Consider the following 15,821-nt stretch of genomic DNA (forward strand, 5'->3'; position numbering starts at 1 on the left):
GACCCCTGCCCACGCCCCCCGGCCGTCACCCCTCCCCCCGCCCGGCCCGCGACCGCATCATCGCCACCCGTGGCTCCCCGGGCACCGCGTCGACGGCCACGTCGTGCGCCACACTCTCCCCGCCCATCTTCAGCAGCATCCCGCCCTCGACCGGCGGCCCGACGGGGATCCGCCGGCCCGGATCCACCGGCGCGCTGACCACGACGTCCAACGAGGGCTTCAGCTCCCCGCCCAACGCGGTCCACACGTCGGCGAACGCCCGGTCCTCCGGCGGCGGCAGCGCGCACGTCAGCGGCACGGGCAGCCCGAACCCGGCCAGGGAACCGCTGAGCAGCCCGACCGGCAGCGCGTCGTGCCGCAGCAGCGTGACGAGCAGGTCCGACAGCAGCCGGTGCTCGTCCTCGGGCCGCTGGGTCCAGGCGGTGATGAGATAGGACAGTTTCAGGTACCGGGGCGGGGAGTGCCGGGCGGCCACCGTCCCGTCCCCGCCGTACTCGTTGAGCATGCCCCGCTGTTTGCGCCGCATGTCCTCGCGGATGTCGTAGAGGTACATGTTGACGGTGGGCGCGTTGCGCCGGGCCGCCCAGTCCTTGGTGGGCGCGTCGAGGGCGATCTCGACCTCGGTGCCCCGGAGCGCCTCCTCGCGGAGCAGTCGGCGCAGTCCGTCGTCGACCTCGTGGATCATCAGATCAGCCCGTGCCGGAGCGCGTACGCGACCGCGTGCGACCGGTTGCGCAGGTGCAGCCGGCTGGTGATGTCGTGCAGGACGTTCTTGACCGTGCGCTGCGAGTACGACAGTTTCAGGGCGATCTCGGCCGTGTCCAGGCCCTCGGCCACGAGCTTGAGCACCTGGATCTCGCGCTCGGCGAGGCCGGAGAACGTCAGGCCGCGCGGCCCGAGGACCTGGCGCTGCACCTGTCCGACCTGCGACAGCAGCCGGCCGAGCAGGTCGGGCGGGATGACCCCCTCGCCGGCCGCCGCGCTCATGATCACGGAGACGAGGCGGTCGGAGGTGGCCTCGGAGCGGCGGATCAGGCCGCCGACGCCCACCTCGACGAGCGCGACGAGGTCGGAGTCGGCGAGTTGGCGGGCGACGACGACGAGCTGGTGGACCCCGCCGCACCGGAGGCTGCGCAGCAGGCGCAACACCTCGTCGTCTACGGTGTCGACCACCATCAGGGCGACTTTCGCGAGGTCCAGTTCCGCCTCGCCCAGGATCTGGATCTCCGGGCGGGGGCGCAACTGGCCGGCGACGCCCGCGTGCGAGATCGGGTCGGCGGCGTGCAGGTACACCGGGATTCTACTGATCAACATGAATTGCTCCCCGTGCCAGAGGGACATCTGAGGAGAGCATGACCGATGCCCCTCAGCATCCAGTCAACGTGGGGTCAACGGGCAGAACTCTTGCCCGAAAGTGTTCCCGCCCGCCCGTACCGACATGCCAAACCCCTTCATAACCTCGTGATCATGACGACCCTGGCCGCTCTGACCTCCGCTGTGCTCGAAGTAGCCCCTGGCTCGCAGTCCGCCTGCGAACTGACGTTGCGCAACAACGGCGACGTCGTCGAGGAGTACCGGTTCCAGGTCGTCGGCGACGCCGCGCCCTGGGCCACCGTCGAACCCGGGGTGGTGAGCCTGTACCCCGGCGCGGAGACCGTCGTCGTGGTCTCCTTCCATCCGCCCCGCTCGGCGGCCGTCCCGGCGGGTGAGGTGCCGTTCGCCGTCCGGGTGCTGCCCACGGAGCATCCGGAGTCCGCCGCCGCGCCCGAGGGGGTGGTGCGGGTCCTGGCGTTCACGGACACGGGTGCCGAACTGACCCCGCGCACCTCGCGGGGCCGGCGCGCCAAGCACGAACTGGCCCTCGACAACCGGGGCAACCTGCCGGTCACGGTGCAGGTGGACGGCGGCGACCCGGACGGCCGTCTGCTCGTCTCGCCCCGGCCGTCGATCGTCACCGTGCCGCCCGGCCAGGCCGTGTTCACGACCGTCGTGGTGCGGGCGAACCAGCGGCTGTGGCGGGGGCAGCCGGTCACGCACCCGTTCCAGGTCACGGTCACCCCCGACGACGGTGCCCGGCCGATCACCCTGGACGGCGCGATCGTGCAGTCCCCGGTGCTCTCCCCGACCCTGGCCCGGGTCGTCGCCGGCGTGCTCGCCCTGGTCCTCGCCGCGATCGCCGCCTGGTTCCTGCTGCTCAAGCCTGCCGTGCGGTCCACGGCGAAGGAGTCGGTGAAGGAGCCGCTCACCCAGGTCGCGGAGAAGGCCGCCAACGCCGAGCAGCTCGCCAAGGAGGCCAAGGCGAAGGCCGAGGGCTCCCCGCCGCCGCCCCCGCCGCCCGTGCAGCCCCCGGCCGCCGTGCACGCCAACTACCGGTTCCGGCTGGAGAACACCGTCGCCAACGGCGGCACCACGTCGGGCTCGCCGCTGACGCTCGGCGCGAAGACGTCGCTGAGCATCACCGACCTGCTCTTCCAGGCGCCGCAGGGCGACACGGGCAAGGTCGAACTGCTGGTCGACGGGCAGGTGCTCCTCGTCTTCTCCCTGGCGAACATCCGCGACATCGACCACCACGTGGCCACCCCCGTGGACGTGCCGGCCGGCAAGACCGTCACGCTGCGCACGACCTGCACGACGGCGGGCCCGCCCCTGGCCGGCTCGGCGGCGAACAGCTGCCGGGTCTGGGTGCTGCTCACCGGGGTGAGCCACACGGCTCCCTAAGATCAAGATCGCCATATGATTACGAAGCGTCACCGACCCGGTGTGCGGCGGTCCGTTCCGGCTACTTCGCGTCCGCGTAGGAGTCCACGACCGCCGCGCCCACCGGGAACAGCACCGGGGTGTCCCCGAACAGCAACTCCCCCGCCCGCCGGGCCGCGTCCGTGACCGCCGCCGTGACCTGTCCGGCGACCCCGGCCGGGCAGTGCACGATCACCTCGTCGTGCTGGAAGAAGACCAGCTCCGCCCCGTCGATCGCCATCAGCTCCCGGCGCAGACCCGCGACCAGCGCCAACGCCCACTCGGCCGCCGTGGCCTGCACGATGAAGTTCCGGGTGAACCGCCCCCGGGCCCGCGCCCGAGACCCGGCGTCCCGCCGACCGCCGCCGGAGCCGTCCGACCCGCCGGGCGCACCGCCCCAGCCCGGCGCCTGTCCCGCTCCGCCCCAGCCGACACCGGAGCCGGCCGGGTCCCCGCCGATACCGCCGCCCCGGCCAGCAGCGCCCTGCTCCGTGCTCTGTCCACCGCTCGGACCCAGGCCTCCGCCGGAACCACCGCCCCCGGCCGCCCACCGACCGCCCCCGGTCCCGCCGCCCGGCCAACCGCCCTCCGCCGAGCCGCCCTCCCCGGCCCCCGGCCCGTCGAGCCCCGAGCCCTCGAAGGCCCCCCACCAGCCCACCGACGGCGACGGGCAGGTCCGCCCCAGCCGCGACCGGACCAGCCGGCCCTCCTCCCCCGCCCGGGCGGCCTGCTCCACGCAGTCCAGCGCCACGGGGAACCGGCGGCGCAACGTCGCCAACGGGGCGGCGGCCTCGCCGGACGTCTGCCCGTACATCGCGGCGAGCATGCCGATCTTCGCGCGCTGCCGGTCGCCCCCGAACGCCTCGGCGGCCAGTGCCGCGTACAGGTCGGCGTCGCGGGCGGCCTCGGCGAGCCGGCGGTCCCCCGCCATCGCGGCCAGGATGCGCGGCTCCAGCTGCCCCGCGTCGGCGCACACCAGCACATACCCCGGGTCGGCCATCACCGCGCGGCGCACCACCTTGGGGATCTGGAGCGCCGCCCCGCCCCGGGTGGCCCACCGGCCGGTGACGACCCCGCCCGCCACGTACTCCGCGTGGAAGCGGCCCTTGCGCACCCACGCGTCGAGCCAGTTCCAGCCGTGCGCCACGTACAACCGGTAGAGCTCCTTGTGGGCCAGCAACGGCGCGACGGCCGGATGGTCCACCTCCTTCAGCACCCAGCTCCGGGTCGACGGCAGCCGGACCCCGACCCGGGCGAAGGCCCGGACCACCTCGGCCGGCGAGTCGACGTGGAACACGGGCCCGCCGAGCGCGGCGACCACCTCGGCGGCCAGCTCGGTGAGCCGGCGGGGCGGCATGCCCGGGCCGGCCCGCTCGCCGAGCATGTCCACCAGCAGCGCGTCGTGCACGTCGGCCCGCCAGGGCAGCCCGACGTGGCCCATCTCGGCGGCGGCGAGGGCACCCGCGGACTCCACGGCCACCAGCAGCCGGAACGCGGCGTCGGGGATCCGCTCGACCTGGGCGGCGTGCACGGCGGTCAGCGCGTCGAGGGCGTCGACCCCGGCGGGCATCCCGTCGTCGAACGGGTCGAACAGGGTCGGCTGGGCGTCGCGCTCCCGGGGCGGCGGGTCCTTGGGCACCGGCCCGCCGGTCAGCCGCGCCCAGGCGGCCCGCAGCGCGCGCGGCTCGCCCCACCGCCCGGCGTGCCCGGACAGCAGGGCCTCGGTGAGGGCGGCGTCGTGGCAGGCGGTGACGCGCACCCCGGCGGCGAGCAGCTTCGGGTAGATCGCGGACGTGTCGGCCCACACCCAGCGGACCCCGGGCCTGTCCAGCGCCGTGGGGTCGGTGACCTGCTCGGTCGGCGCGCCGGGCCGGTCGAGCGCGCGCAGCCGGAAGCCCCCCTCCGGGGTCTCCACCACCGCGATCCGCTCCACGGCACTGACTGTGCCACAGCCCTCTGACAGGATCTGTCCATGGCGATCTTCTGCACCCACTGCGGCACCAAGTACACCAATGATCTGTGGCCCCGGCACTGCCAGGGCTGCGGCGAGTTCACCTACCGCAACCCGCTGCCCGTGGCCCTCGCGGTCGTCCCGGTCAAGGGCGGCGGGCTGCTGACCGTGCGCCGGGACATCGAGCCGCAGCGCGGCCACCTGTGCCTGCCGGGCGGGTTCATGGAGTTCGGCGAGTCGTGGCAGGAGTCGGTGGTCCGGGAGCTGCGGGAGGAGACCACGATCGAGTTCGCGGCGGAGCAGGTGCGGCTGCACACGGTGCAGAGCAGCCAGTGGCACATCCTGGTGTTCGGGCTGGTGCCGGAGATCGCGGCGGCGCCGACGGAACTGACCGAGGAGACCAGCGGGTACGAGGTGATCTTCGGCCCCGCCGAGCTGGCGTTCCCGAACCACACGGCGGTCGCGGCGGCGTACTTCGCGGCCACCTGAACCGTCGCCGGCGGCGGGTGCCACGCCCACCCGCGGGCGGCCCGGCGGCCATCGCGGCCCCGGAGCGCCCGGCCCCGGACATGCAGCGGCCCCGTACGCCTGTGGGCAGTACGGGGCCGCGCAGTCTGTGGTTACTTCACGGCGCCCTGGGTGAGACCCGACTGGATCTGGCGCTGGAAGAAGGCGTACACGAAGATCATCGGGATGATCGCCATGCAGATGCCGGCGAACAGCGGGCCCCACTTGGCCTCGTACCCGGCGTTGGTGGAGATCCGGGCGATGCCCTGGGTGAGCTGCCACTTGTCCGGGTCGCTGATCAGCAGGGTCGGGAACATGTACTGGTTCCACTGCCCGATCACGTTGAAGATCGTGATGCCGACGAGGCCCGGCTTGGCCATCGGCAGCATGACCCGGAAGAACAGCCGGGTGTGCGAGCAGCCGTCGATCATCGCGGCCTCGGCCACCGACCCGGGCAGCGTCTTGAAGAACGACGCCAGGAAGAACACGGTGAACGGCAGCGAGTAGGCGATGTAGACCAGGACGAGGCTGACGTAGGAGTTCAGGCCGAGGAACTGCCCGATGACCGGCACGTCACCCGTCATCTGCACGATCTTGAACAGCGGTCCGAAGCCGAGGAAGACCGGGAAGCCGAGTCCGCCGATGATGGCGTAGTAGATGAACCGGTTGCCCCGGAACTCGTACCGGGCGAGCACGTAGGCGGCCATCGAGCCGAGCAGCATCGTGCCGGCGACACCGAAGAACACGACGATCACGGTGTTGAAGAAGTACGTGCCGATGTGCGCGGTGTTCCACGCGTCGATCCAGTTGCTCCACCGGAACTCGGCCGGCCAGGTGAACGCGTGGTCGAAGATCTCCGTGTTGTTCTTGAACGAGGAGACGAACGCCCACAGCATCGGCAGCACGACCATCACGGCGAAGCCCGCGAGCGCGATGTGACCGAGGCTCATGAAGGCGCTGGACTTTCCGCGCGGCTTCTTGGTCATCTGGGTTCCCATCAGTACTCGACGCTTTCCCGCTTGGTCGACGTGAACGCGATCACGGCGAAGGTGGCGGTGAGGAAGAAGAGCGCGACGCCGAGCGTGGTCGCGTAGCCGTACTTACCGGCGCTCGTGGCCTTGTAGATCTCCTCCGACAGCACCGTGGTGCTGAAGTCGGGGCCACCCTGGTTGTTGGAGAGCACGTCGACGATGGCGAAGGCGTCGAAGGCCGCGACGCCCAGGTACACCCACGCGGTCTGGATGTTGCCCCACAGCAGGGGCAGCGTGATCCGGCGGAACGTGGTGGCCGGGGACGACCCGTCCAGCTCGGCCGCCTCGTAGATCTCGGCCGGGATGGAGGACATGCCCGCGGAGAACAGCACCACGTAGAAGCCGATCGCCTGCCAGACCATCACGGCGATGAGCATGAGCAGCGCGATCTTCGGTTCGATCAGCCAGCCGACCGGCTCGATCCCGAACCAGCCGAGGATGCCGTTGAGCACGCCGGACTTGTCCGGCCGGTACACCGACTGGAACAGCACCGCGACGATCGGGACCGCCAGGAGCTGGGGGAAGAAGAACACCAGGCGGTAGAACTTCGACCCCCGGACCCCCTGCGAGACCCCCGCCTTCGCCTTCCCCCCGACGTTCAGGAGGAAGGCGAAGAACAGGGCGATGACAAGAGCGGCCAGCGGCAGGAGCAGCAGAATGATCCCGTTGTGTGAGACAGCTTTCCAGAAGGTGTCGTCGTCGAGCATCTTCTTGTAGTTGTCGAGGCCGACCCATTCGGCCTTCTGGAAACCGCGCCAGTTCGTGAACGAGTAATAGAATGCCTCAACGTAAGGCAGGATCACAAAGAACACGTACAACACTACTGGCGCGGCCAGGAAGCCGACGATAAACGGATTTCTACCGTGCCGCATGACCTGTGCTCTCCACTCGGTCTTGTAGGAAGCGACGCTTGCGCGTTACTACTTGACCTTGTTCTTCTTGATGCTGGAGTCCTTCTTCAGCTTGTCCGCGGCCTTCTGGACCCGCTCGACGAACTGGGCCACGTTCTGGTGACCGAACATGAGGGCGTTGGTGGCCGCCTTCATCTCGGTGTTCATGTCCGCGTACCAGTCGTTGATGTGGAACGTGAAGACGTCCTTGCCGGCGGCGTCGAGCGCGGTCTTCGCCGAGGCGGTGCCCGGGGTCAGCGTCGCGCCGTCCGAGGAGCCGATGACCGAGGTCAGCGAGCCGTTCAGCTTGACGAACTCGTTGGCGCCCTTCTTGGAGAGCATGATGCGCATGTACTCCAGCGCGCCGGCCTGGTTCTTGGCCTTGGCCGGGATGACGTACGGCTCGCCGGCGGTCGCGTGGATGCCGGTGAAGCCGATCTTGTCGCTGGCGCCCTTGCTCGGCACGAGGGTCATCGCGTACTTGAAGTCGGCCGGGGTCTCCTTGGCCTGCTCGTTCTCGAGCCAGGAGCCGGACGGGTAGAACGCGACCTTGCCCTGGTTCTGCTGGAGCTGGACCTCGGTGTGCTTGAGACCCTCGTGCGCCTTGTCCATGTACTTCGCGCCGATGCCGGCCCAGAACTCGAGCGAGTCCTTGATCGCGGGCACCTGCCAGGCGCCGTCCTCGAGGTTGTCGATGTTCTTGAGCACCTCGGCGCCACCGATCTTGGCGGCGTTGGAGAGGATGACCTCGAACTGGTAGTACGCGGCGTTGGCGCCCGCGTAGGCGTACGGCGTGATGCCGGCGGCCTTGATCTTGTCGAACAGCGCGGTGGTCTCGTCCCACGTCTTCGGCGCGACCCAGCTGTTCTTCGAGAACAGGGCCGAGTTGTACCAGATGCCGTAGACGGTGAACACGTAGTTGAGCTGGACGGACTTGCCGTCGAACTCACCGGACTCGATGGTGCCCGGGATCAGGGTGTCCTTGACCGTCTTCTTCGGGTCGTCGTAGGACGGGGCCGACCACAGCTTGTCGAGCGTCAGCAGCTGGCCGTCGCCGACCAGGGAGCCGATGTCGATCGCCTTGGCGCCCGAGTTGTTCAGGAAGTCCGGCGGGTTGCCACCGGCGAACCGCGGCTGGATCGTCGTGGAGATCTCGGTCGGGGCCGAGTGCTTGATCTCCGACTTCGGGAAGGCGGCCTTGTACATCGGCTCGTGGATGTCCTTGGCGTACTTCTCGCCGTAGCCACCGTTGAAGATGACGACCTCCAACGGGTCACCATCCTTCACGCCGAACGGGTTCTTGGCGTCACCGGTGTTACCGGTCTCGCTCTTCTTCTCCTCGGTGCCACCGCCGGCGCAGGCGCCGAGCAGGCCGGCGGCCGGAATCGCGGCACCGATGGCAGCGGCCCGGGTGATCACCGTGCGACGGGAAACCTCACCAGGCAGGTCAGGGGTCTTGGACATTGTGTGTCTCCTCGGTTCGGGTCAGGCGGTGCGCCGGATACGTCCGGCGTACCGCGACTCGAGGGCAGTGTTGTGTTCGTCCCCACCGGGGACGTTCGCGGACAGGTACACGGGGGGTGTGTTGCCCGCAGCCTGGATCTGTCGGACGACCTCGATCGTCACGAGTTGCGCCAGCAGCGCACCCGTGATGGCCGAGACCGCGCCGACCGCACCGCCGCCTTCCAGCGGCAGCACCGCGTCGCCGTACGGCGCGCCATTGTCGAGCACCACGTCCGCGAGCTCCGCCAGCTTCAGCCCCGAAGGGTGACGCGGCGGGACGGCGGAGGAATGCTCCACGGACGTGATCGCGATCAACGGGTGACCGCGTTCCTTGATCAGTAACGCCAACTCGACCACGCTGCCGTTGATGCCGGACTGCGAGGCGAGCACGAACACGTCCTCGGGACGCGGAGCCGCCAGCTCGTACAACCGGTGCGCGATCCCCGGCTGACGTTCGAGCAAGGCGTCGAACAGCACCTCGGGGGGTTCTCCCCCGTAGATGACGATGTCCCGGAGTGCGATCCGGTTGGTGGGCACAAGCCCGCCCGCCCGGCCCGCGATCTCCATCGCGAGGCCCTCGGAATGACCGGCACCGAATGCCTGCACCACTCCGCCTGCCGCCAACGCGTCGACGATGGCCGTCGCCGCGCGCTGGACACTGTCCGCCTGGGTGGACGCGACCTTGTCGAGGGTCTCGTGCACTCCTGCGAGAAAATCGGTCATCACTCGCCCCCGACCGTGGGGACGGCCCGGCCGCGCCGCCGGCTGGCGGTCTGCTCGTCGCGGTGCCCGGCGACGGCGTGCGCCGTGCGCTGGAACGCCGCGTGGCTGCGGTCGTGGGTGCGCTGCGCGACGGCCACGTACACCAGGTCGAGGACGACCAGCTGCGAGTGCCGCGCGGACAGCGCGTCGGGACGGAACGCGATCTCGGTGGCCGCCGTGGTGAGCACGATGTCGGCGAGTTCGCCGAGCGGCGACCGGGGGAAACTGGTAAGGGCGACGGTGGTCGCGCCGTGGCTGCCGGCCTCGGCGAGCATCTCGATCGTCTCGCGGGCCCCGCCGGAGTGCGACACCCCGAGGGCCACGTCGCCGGGGCCGAGCAGCGCGGAGCTCGCGAGGCCCAGGTGCACCTCGGTCCAGGCCCAGGAGGCGACGCCGATCCGGTGCAGGCAGATCTGGAGTTCCGCGCCGACGAGGGCGCTGCCGCCGATGCCGTAGATGTCGACCCGGTTGGCGTTGGCGATGGCCGTGGCCGCCGCGTCGACCGCGTCGAGGTCCAGCAGGGCGGCGGTGCTCTCGATCGCGCGGGCGTCGGCGACGATGATCTGGTTGAGGACCCGGTCCAGCGGGTCGGTCGGCAGGATCTCCCGGCCGATGTCGACGCTCCAACCGGCGGCGCGGGTGGCGGCCCCGGCTTCGGCGGCGACCGCGAGCCTCAGCTCCGCGTACCCCTCGAAGCCGAGGGCCCTACAGAACCGGGTGACGGTGGCCGGGGAGGTGCCGCTGCGCTCGGCGAGCTCGACGATCGTGGCCCGGGCGGCGCGCAGCGGGTCGGCGAGCACCTGCTCGGCCACCCTCTGGAGCGCGCCCGTCAGCTCCGGCAGCAGAGAACGGATCCGGATGAGGACGTTCTCGCCGACGGCCAGTTCCGTCGCGTAGCTCGGGACCTGCTCGGCCATGATCCTCACCCCTTTCCTCGACCTCGTGCCCTGTGGCGAAAATTATTACCGAAGCGACCATCAAGTCAAGCCTGTGGTTCATGTTTTCAAACTGTTACTTAACAGTCCCGGCTCGATGCCCATTACTGCTTGCTCGTTGCTTCTACCGCGCACAATATGACATGAACGTGCGCCACGCCACAGTGAGGGGTTGATCGTGTCCGATCCGTTGGTCATTGGGTTGGATGTCGGGGGTACCTCGTCCCGCGTAGTGGTCACCGACCTGAACGGTGTCCGGTTCGGCACCGGTCGCGGGGGCGGGGGGAACCCCGTCGCCCACGGTGCGCAGGCCGCGGCGGCGGCCGTCGGGGCCGCCCTCGACGCCGCCCTGGCGGGGATCGACCCCGGCAGGGTCCGGGCCGCGGTGATCGGACTCGCCGGGGGCTCCATGGAACGCCGGGCCCTCGACCAAGTATGGCCTGACCACGGCATCACCTGCCCGGTCCGGCAGATCGGGGACGCCGTGGTGGCGTTCGCCGCCGGCACCGCGAGCCCCGACGGCACGGTGCTGATCGCCGGCACCGGGGCGATCGCCGGACAGATCACGGCGCGCCGGCTGGGCCTGATCTCCGACGGCCACGGCTGGCTGCTCGGCGACCGGGGGTCGGGATTCTGGTTAGGACTGCACGCCGTTCGGGCAGCCCTCGCCGACATAGAGGAGGGCATCGGAACCTCCCTTACCGCCATGATCAGGGACAGACTCGTCGGACAATCGGTGTTCGCGACCCGTCGCGGGCTGGTGAGCGCTCTGATCACGGCTGCGCACACCGGGCCACCGGTCACTTTATCCAGATTCGCACCATTAGTTCTTGAAGCTGCCACGGCGGGCGACCCGGTGGCGAAAAACCTTATCGCCGAAGCCGCCGGCCACCTGCTCCGTTCGACCGCCGCCGTCCGGGGGCCGGAGGAGACCAGCCCGATCGTCCTGGCCGGTTCGCTCCTGACCGTTTCGACACCACTGGCCCGACGGGTACGGGAGGAGATGGGTGCCCGGTGGCCGGGGGCCGAGGTGGCGTCGGCGCTCGACGGGGCGGCGGGGGCGGCCTGGTTGGCGGCGCTGAGCCTGGATCCGGGGGCGCCGCATCCTGCTGCCGTGGTGGGCGGAGGGTGACAGGTGCTCGGCATCGGGGGCCGGGGCTCTTCGGGGGCCGGAGGGGTCGGCGGGCCGGGGTGGGAGGAGTTTCGTGGCCGGTGACAGGTGCTCGGCATCGGAGGGCGGTGGCCTCGCGGGCCTGGGGGGTCGGAACTCCCCGGGCGGAGGCGTTCGGCTCCGGGGCGGAGGGGTCAGTCGCGGAGGGCGTCCAGGGCCAGGATGGCCACGTGGAGTGACAGGCAGTCCTCCGCCGACTCCAGGTCGACCTTGAGGAGCCGGCCGATCCGGTTCAGCCGCTCGTAGAACGCCGGCCGGGACAGGTGCAGCGCCGTCGCCGCCGCCGACTTGTTCCTTCCGTGGGCCAGGTACGCCCGGAGCGCGCCGAGCAACTCCTCCCCCGGCACCCCGCCCCGGGACGCCAGCAGCGGCCCCAGTTCGCGCTCCACGTACGTCTGGAGCCGCGCGTCGCCCCGCAACAGGTGCAGCAGCCCGCGCAGGCCCACATCGGTGAGCTGGTAGTACGGGGCGGGACGGGTGGCGTGCCGGGCCACCTGGGCCACCTGGCCGGCCTCCAGCAGGCTCCGGCGCGCCTCCCGGATCTCGTCCACCCCGGAGCCGACCCCGATCAGCACCGCCCTTGTACTCATCCGGTGCACGCACTCGGCGAAGGTGGCCAGCGCCGCCGGCTCCTTGTCGGCCCCCGGCAGGGCCAGCAGAACGCCCACCGCGTGCTCGTCGAGCGCCCCGCACAGCCCCGACAGCCGGGTCTCGCGGAGCGCCGCGCCGACACTGTCCGTGAGCTCGCGGAGTTGCAGGTGCGCGGCGACGGGGCCCCGTTCGTCCTCCCGGCTGCGGAACACGATGCCGACCAGCCGGCGGCGCTCCAGGGGTACGCCGAGCGCCTTGGCCCGCAGCGCGATCTCGGCGGCCGACCGGGAGTGCTCCAGCAGGCCGGTCAGCAGGGTCCGGTGCACCTGGCGTTCCAGGCCCTCCTCGTCCCGGCGGACCAGCCGGTCCAGGGCCAGGGTCGAGGCCGCCCGTTCGAGCAGGATGATCAGGCGGGACGGCGGCGGGCCCTCACCCCCGCAGCGCAGCAGCAGCCGGCCCCAGTCGTGCCCCCGGGCGCCGACGACGGTGGCCAGCCAGCCGGTGGCCGGGTCGAAACCGGTCCGGCCGTCGACCCGCAGGCCCCGGCTGAACGCCTCCCAGCCGTCGAGCAGCATCTCCGGCCGGTCGCCGGCCGCGTCGTAGCTGAGCACCTGGCGGGCCAGGTTCTCCAGGACGACCGGGTTGTGGGCGAGCTGGGCCACCTCGCGGACCACCTCGGCCGGGTCGGCGCCCTCCACCGTCAGCTCCGTGAACCGCTGGTGGATCGCCTCGGTGGCGGTGAGTTCGGCGAGCTGGGCGTCGAGGATCAGCGCGTGCACGGCCTCCGTGATCGGGACGAACGGCGTGGCCCGGTGCAGCTCGATCAGCGGCAGCCCGGCGCGCTCGGCGGCGATGGCCATCGACTTGGGCACCCCGCTCGTGTACCGCCGCCCCAGTTCCACCACGAGCCCCGCGCAGCCGACCTCGGCCAGCTCCGCGATGAACGTCCGCAGGCCGGTGTCGCTGGCCGGCATGCCGATCCCGGTGGTCAGGACCAGCTCGCCGCCCTTGAGCAGGCCGGCGATGTCGGGCACCTCGGCGGAGTGCACCCAACGGACCGGCCGTTCGAGGCCGGCGTGCCCCGCCACGACGCGCGGCGCACCGTACCGGACCGGGTCGAGGACCAGCACGTCTCGGACGGTGGGGAACATGTCAGTCGTCTTCACGGCCGAGTTCGTAGAACGCCACGGCCGCGGCGGCGGCGACGTTCAACGAGTCGACGCCCCGGCGCATCGGGATCCGGACCGGGGTGTCGCTGGCCTCGATGGCGTGCCGGGACAGCCCCGGGCCCTCCGCGCCGAGCAGGATGGCCGTCCGGTCGGTCTTGACGGCCCGGTGCAGCGGGACGGCCTCCGGGCCCGGGGTCATCGCCAGTACCGCGAACCCGTGCGCGCGGACGTCGGCGAGCGCCCGGGGCCACGGCGACAGCGTCGCGTACGGCACCGCGAACACCTCGCCCATGCTCACCCGGACCGCCCGCCGGTACAGCGGGTCGGCGCACGACGGGGACAGCAGCACCGCGTCGACGCCGAGCCCGGCCGCGCCCCGGAAGATCGCGCCCAGGTTGGTGTGGTTGTTGACGTCCTCCAGGATCGCGACCCGCCGGGCGGTGGTCAGCAGGTCGGCGGCGTCGAGGGGCTCCTTGCGGTGGAACGAGGCCAGGACGCCGCGGTGCACGTGGAAGCCCGTGATCTGCTCCAGGACCTCCTGGTCGGCCGCGTACACCGGCGCGTCGGTCTCCGGGAGCTGGTCGACCCGCTTGGCGTCGACGAGGAACGACCGGGGCCGGTAGCCGGCCCGCAGCGCCCGGCGCAGCACGAGCTCACCCTCCGCGACGAACAGCCCGTTCGGCGGCTCGAAGACCGTCCGGAGGGAGACGTCGGTCAGCGCCCGGTAGTCGGCGAGCCGCGGGTCGTCGGGGTCGGTGATCACGATAGGCACCGACCCATTGTCCCTGACGGTGCGTGGTCGGCGCGCCCGCGCCCGTGCGCCGACCCGGCCGTGTCGACCAGCTCGCGCGCGACGCCCGGAAACATGGGTTACCTGCTCAGGCGACCGATTCGTGCCTGTCGCGAGGGAAAAGCGACTCCCCCCGTTCCGGTGCACACCCCCACCACGGCACGCCTCGGCGGTACCGGCGCGAGCCGCCGGCCGACCGGGCCGGCGATCCCCGTCGGTACCCCGGACGAAGAGACGTGACCGGCGCGCCGTCAGACGGCGGGCCGGTCACATATCGTAACTAAATTATGGTTTTAGAGGGTCTTGCCCGATTCCTCGATCGCGGCGACCTCGGCCGCCGCGGCCTTCTCGATCTCCGCGATCTCCGGGTCCACGTCCTCGGCGGGAGACGTGATCGGGGTCGGGCTCGGGTTGCTCAGGTCGCCGAACGCGCCGCCGAGCGCCTGCCCGATGCCGCCGAGCGCCTGGGTCAGCTCCGCCGGGATGATCCACACCTTGTTGGCCTGGCCGTTGGCGATCTGCGGCAGGGTCTGCAGGTACTGGTACGCCAGCAGCTTCGGGTCCGGGTTCGCGGCGTGGATCGCGTTGAACACCGTCTGGATGGCCTTCGCCTCACCCTCGGCGCGCAGCATCCGGGCCTCCCGGTCGCCCCGGGCCCGCAGGACCTGGCCCTGGCGGTCACCCTCGGCGGTGAGGATCTGGGACTGCTTGACGCCCTCGGCGGTCAGGATCGCGGCCCGGCGGTCCCGCTCGGCGCGCATCTGCTTCTCCATGGAGTCGCGGATGCTCGGCGGCGGCTCGATGGCCTTGATCTCGACCCGGGTGACCTTGATGCCCCACCGGCCGGTCGCCTCGTCCAGGACGACGCTGAGGTGCTGGTTGATCTGGTCCCGGCTGGTCAGGGCCTTCTCCAGGTCCAGCGAGCCGATGACGTTACGCAGCGTGGTGACCGTGAGCTGCTCGATCGCCTGGAGGAAGCTGGCGATCTCGTAGGTGGCGCGGCCCGGGTCGATCACCTTGAAGTACAGCACCGTGTCGATGGAGACGACCAGGTTGTCCGAGGTGATCACGGGCTGCGGCGGGAAGCTGACGACCTGCTCGCGCATGTCGACCTTGGCCCGCACCGACTCGATCACCGGGATCAGGAGATTCAGACCCGGGGTGAGCGTCCGGTTGTATTTGCCGAGCCGCTCGACGATGTCGTGCCGCTGCTGCGGGACGATCCGGACCGAGCGCGCGAGGATCACCACCACCAGGAATACCAGGGCGGCGACCAACACCAGGACCAGGTTGCCCATCAGTTCCTCCACACCAGCGCCGTGGCGCCATCGATTTTCATGACCTGGACGTGCTCTCCGGCCTCGATCACCTGCGTGGCGTCATAGGCCCGTGCGGTCCAGATCTCGCCCCCGATTTTGATCATGCCCGTGTCCGCCGTGACGGTCCGGAGAACCATCGCGTCGGATCCCTCGATCGCCTCCACCCCGACCGCGATCGCGCCGGCCCTGCCCAGCCGGTGCTTCGTGAGCACCGGGCGGAGCAGGAGGAGGGACAGGCCGGAACCGATCCCGAACGCGATCAGTTGGGCCCAGACGGGCGCCCCGACGGCCGCCGCGCCGGCCGCGAGGAGCGCCCCGAGGCCGAACATCAGAAGAACGAACGTCATGGTGAACACCTCGGCGACCGCCAGAGCGATCCCGATGACGATCCATACCACCGCCGACTCCACGCCTCGATCGTGACAGGTTTGCGGGACGACTGCGAGTCGTCGAGGCGTTTGGGGGT

15 protein-coding genes are annotated in these 15,821 nt (G+C 71.0%); 3 read left to right on the top strand and 12 right to left on the bottom strand.

Annotated elements, in window-relative coordinates:
- Positions 1-25: 25 nt before the first annotated feature.
- On the bottom strand, positions 26-685 hold the full coding sequence (locus AB0M43_RS27465; RefSeq protein WP_363728663.1) for a DUF4255 domain-containing protein: 660 nt from the start codon (positions 683-685) through the stop codon (positions 26-28).
- Complete coding sequence (locus AB0M43_RS27470; RefSeq protein ID WP_363728664.1) at positions 685-1,314, bottom strand: response regulator transcription factor; 630 nt, start codon at positions 1,312-1,314, stop codon at positions 685-687. The genes AB0M43_RS27465 and AB0M43_RS27470 overlap by 1 nt, the downstream gene beginning before the upstream one ends.
- Positions 1,315-1,467: 153 nt before the next feature.
- Here AB0M43_RS27470 and AB0M43_RS27475 point away from each other — a divergent pair, with 153 nt between their 5' ends.
- Complete coding sequence (locus tag AB0M43_RS27475) at positions 1,468-2,718, top strand: hypothetical protein (RefSeq protein ID WP_363728665.1); 1,251 nt, start codon at positions 1,468-1,470, stop codon at positions 2,716-2,718.
- 61 nt (positions 2,719-2,779) lie between these two features.
- On the opposite strand, the gene AB0M43_RS27480 is transcribed toward AB0M43_RS27475, so the two are convergent.
- Positions 2,780-4,669: a bifunctional 3'-5' exonuclease/DNA polymerase gene (locus tag AB0M43_RS27480; protein WP_363728666.1), complete on the bottom strand. Its 1,890-nt coding sequence runs from the start codon at positions 4,667-4,669 to the stop codon at positions 2,780-2,782.
- Between the two features lie 39 nt (positions 4,670-4,708).
- Between AB0M43_RS27480 and AB0M43_RS27485 the strand changes: the two genes are divergently transcribed.
- Positions 4,709-5,176 (top strand): NUDIX domain-containing protein, encoded by a 468-nt coding sequence (locus AB0M43_RS27485; protein ID WP_363728667.1) that lies wholly within the window; start codon positions 4,709-4,711, stop codon positions 5,174-5,176.
- Positions 5,177-5,307: 131 nt separating this feature from the next.
- Here the strand turns inward: AB0M43_RS27485 and AB0M43_RS27490 are convergent, their stop codons facing one another.
- The 5 genes from AB0M43_RS27490 to AB0M43_RS27510 all read right to left on the bottom strand — a co-directional run bounded on the left by AB0M43_RS27490 (position 5,308) and on the right by AB0M43_RS27510 (position 10,297).
- Positions 5,308-6,180 carry a carbohydrate ABC transporter permease gene (locus tag AB0M43_RS27490; protein WP_363728668.1) on the bottom strand — a complete coding sequence of 291 codons (873 nt, stop codon included), beginning with the start codon at positions 6,178-6,180 and terminating at the stop codon, positions 5,308-5,310.
- Between the two features lie 11 nt (positions 6,181-6,191).
- Complete coding sequence (locus tag AB0M43_RS27495) at positions 6,192-7,028, bottom strand: sugar ABC transporter permease (RefSeq protein WP_363728669.1); 837 nt, start codon at positions 7,026-7,028, stop codon at positions 6,192-6,194.
- A gap of 117 nt (positions 7,029-7,145) precedes the next feature.
- Positions 7,146-8,579 (bottom strand): N-acetylglucosamine/diacetylchitobiose ABC transporter substrate-binding protein, encoded by a 1,434-nt coding sequence (gene ngcE / locus AB0M43_RS27500; RefSeq protein WP_363728670.1) that lies wholly within the window; start codon positions 8,577-8,579, stop codon positions 7,146-7,148.
- A gap of 21 nt (positions 8,580-8,600) precedes the next feature.
- Positions 8,601-9,341, bottom strand: a complete 741-nt coding sequence (locus tag AB0M43_RS27505; RefSeq protein WP_363728671.1) for an SIS domain-containing protein — start codon at positions 9,339-9,341, stop codon at positions 8,601-8,603.
- A complete protein-coding gene (locus AB0M43_RS27510; RefSeq protein ID WP_363728672.1) occupies positions 9,341-10,297 on the bottom strand; it encodes a MurR/RpiR family transcriptional regulator in 957 nt (318 codons plus the stop codon). The genes AB0M43_RS27505 and AB0M43_RS27510 overlap by 1 nt, the downstream gene beginning before the upstream one ends.
- 196 nt (positions 10,298-10,493) lie before the next feature.
- On the opposite strand from AB0M43_RS27510, the gene AB0M43_RS27515 reads away from it, so the two are divergent.
- Positions 10,494-11,447, top strand: coding sequence for a BadF/BadG/BcrA/BcrD ATPase family protein (locus AB0M43_RS27515; protein ID WP_363728673.1), 954 nt, complete (start codon positions 10,494-10,496; stop codon positions 11,445-11,447).
- 173 nt (positions 11,448-11,620) lie between these two features.
- Here the strand turns inward: AB0M43_RS27515 and AB0M43_RS27520 are convergent, their stop codons facing one another.
- From AB0M43_RS27520 to AB0M43_RS27535, 4 genes are all read right to left on the bottom strand, one after another.
- Positions 11,621-13,228, bottom strand: coding sequence for a PucR family transcriptional regulator ligand-binding domain-containing protein (locus tag AB0M43_RS27520; protein ID WP_363728960.1), 1,608 nt, complete (start codon positions 13,226-13,228; stop codon positions 11,621-11,623).
- Position 13,229: 1 nt separating this feature from the next.
- On the bottom strand, positions 13,230-14,018 hold the full coding sequence (locus tag AB0M43_RS27525; RefSeq protein ID WP_363728674.1) for an RNA methyltransferase: 789 nt from the start codon (positions 14,016-14,018) through the stop codon (positions 13,230-13,232).
- Between the two features lie 311 nt (positions 14,019-14,329).
- On the bottom strand, positions 14,330-15,334 hold the full coding sequence (locus AB0M43_RS27530; protein WP_363728675.1) for an SPFH domain-containing protein: 1,005 nt from the start codon (positions 15,332-15,334) through the stop codon (positions 14,330-14,332).
- Complete coding sequence (locus AB0M43_RS27535) at positions 15,334-15,702, bottom strand: NfeD family protein (protein ID WP_363728961.1); 369 nt, start codon at positions 15,700-15,702, stop codon at positions 15,334-15,336. Before AB0M43_RS27535 ends, AB0M43_RS27530 begins: the two co-directional genes overlap by 1 nt.
- Positions 15,703-15,821: the final 119 nt, after the last annotated feature.

The sequence above is a fragment of the Longispora sp. NPDC051575 genome, from assembly GCF_040681875.1.
Classification (GTDB): domain Bacteria; phylum Actinomycetota; class Actinomycetes; order Mycobacteriales; family Micromonosporaceae; genus Longispora.

Excerpts from the sequence above, each read along its gene's own strand:
- AB0M43_RS27475 (WP_363728665.1), top strand. The coding sequence starts at position 1,468 with ATGACGACCCTGGCCGCTCTGACCTCCGCTGTGCTCGAAGTAGCCCCT.
- AB0M43_RS27490 (WP_363728668.1), bottom strand. The coding sequence starts at position 6,180 with ATGACCAAGAAGCCGCGCGGAAAGTCCAGCGCCTTCATGAGCCTCGGT.
- ngcE (WP_363728670.1), bottom strand. The coding sequence starts at position 8,579 with ATGTCCAAGACCCCTGACCTGCCTGGTGAGGTTTCCCGTCGCACGGTG.
- AB0M43_RS27505 (WP_363728671.1), bottom strand. The coding sequence starts at position 9,341 with ATGACCGATTTTCTCGCAGGAGTGCACGAGACCCTCGACAAGGTCGCG.
- AB0M43_RS27535 (WP_363728961.1), bottom strand. The coding sequence starts at position 15,702 with ATGACGTTCGTTCTTCTGATGTTCGGCCTCGGGGCGCTCCTCGCGGCC.
- AB0M43_RS27470 (WP_363728664.1), bottom strand. The coding sequence starts at position 1,314 with ATGTTGATCAGTAGAATCCCGGTGTACCTGCACGCCGCCGACCCGATC.
- AB0M43_RS27510 (WP_363728672.1), bottom strand. The coding sequence starts at position 10,297 with ATGGCCGAGCAGGTCCCGAGCTACGCGACGGAACTGGCCGTCGGCGAG.
- AB0M43_RS27465 (WP_363728663.1), bottom strand. The coding sequence starts at position 685 with ATGATCCACGAGGTCGACGACGGACTGCGCCGACTGCTCCGCGAGGAG.
- AB0M43_RS27485 (WP_363728667.1), top strand. The coding sequence starts at position 4,709 with ATGGCGATCTTCTGCACCCACTGCGGCACCAAGTACACCAATGATCTG.
- AB0M43_RS27520 (WP_363728960.1), bottom strand. The coding sequence starts at position 13,228 with ATGTTCCCCACCGTCCGAGACGTGCTGGTCCTCGACCCGGTCCGGTAC.
- AB0M43_RS27530 (WP_363728675.1), bottom strand. The coding sequence starts at position 15,334 with ATGGGCAACCTGGTCCTGGTGTTGGTCGCCGCCCTGGTATTCCTGGTG.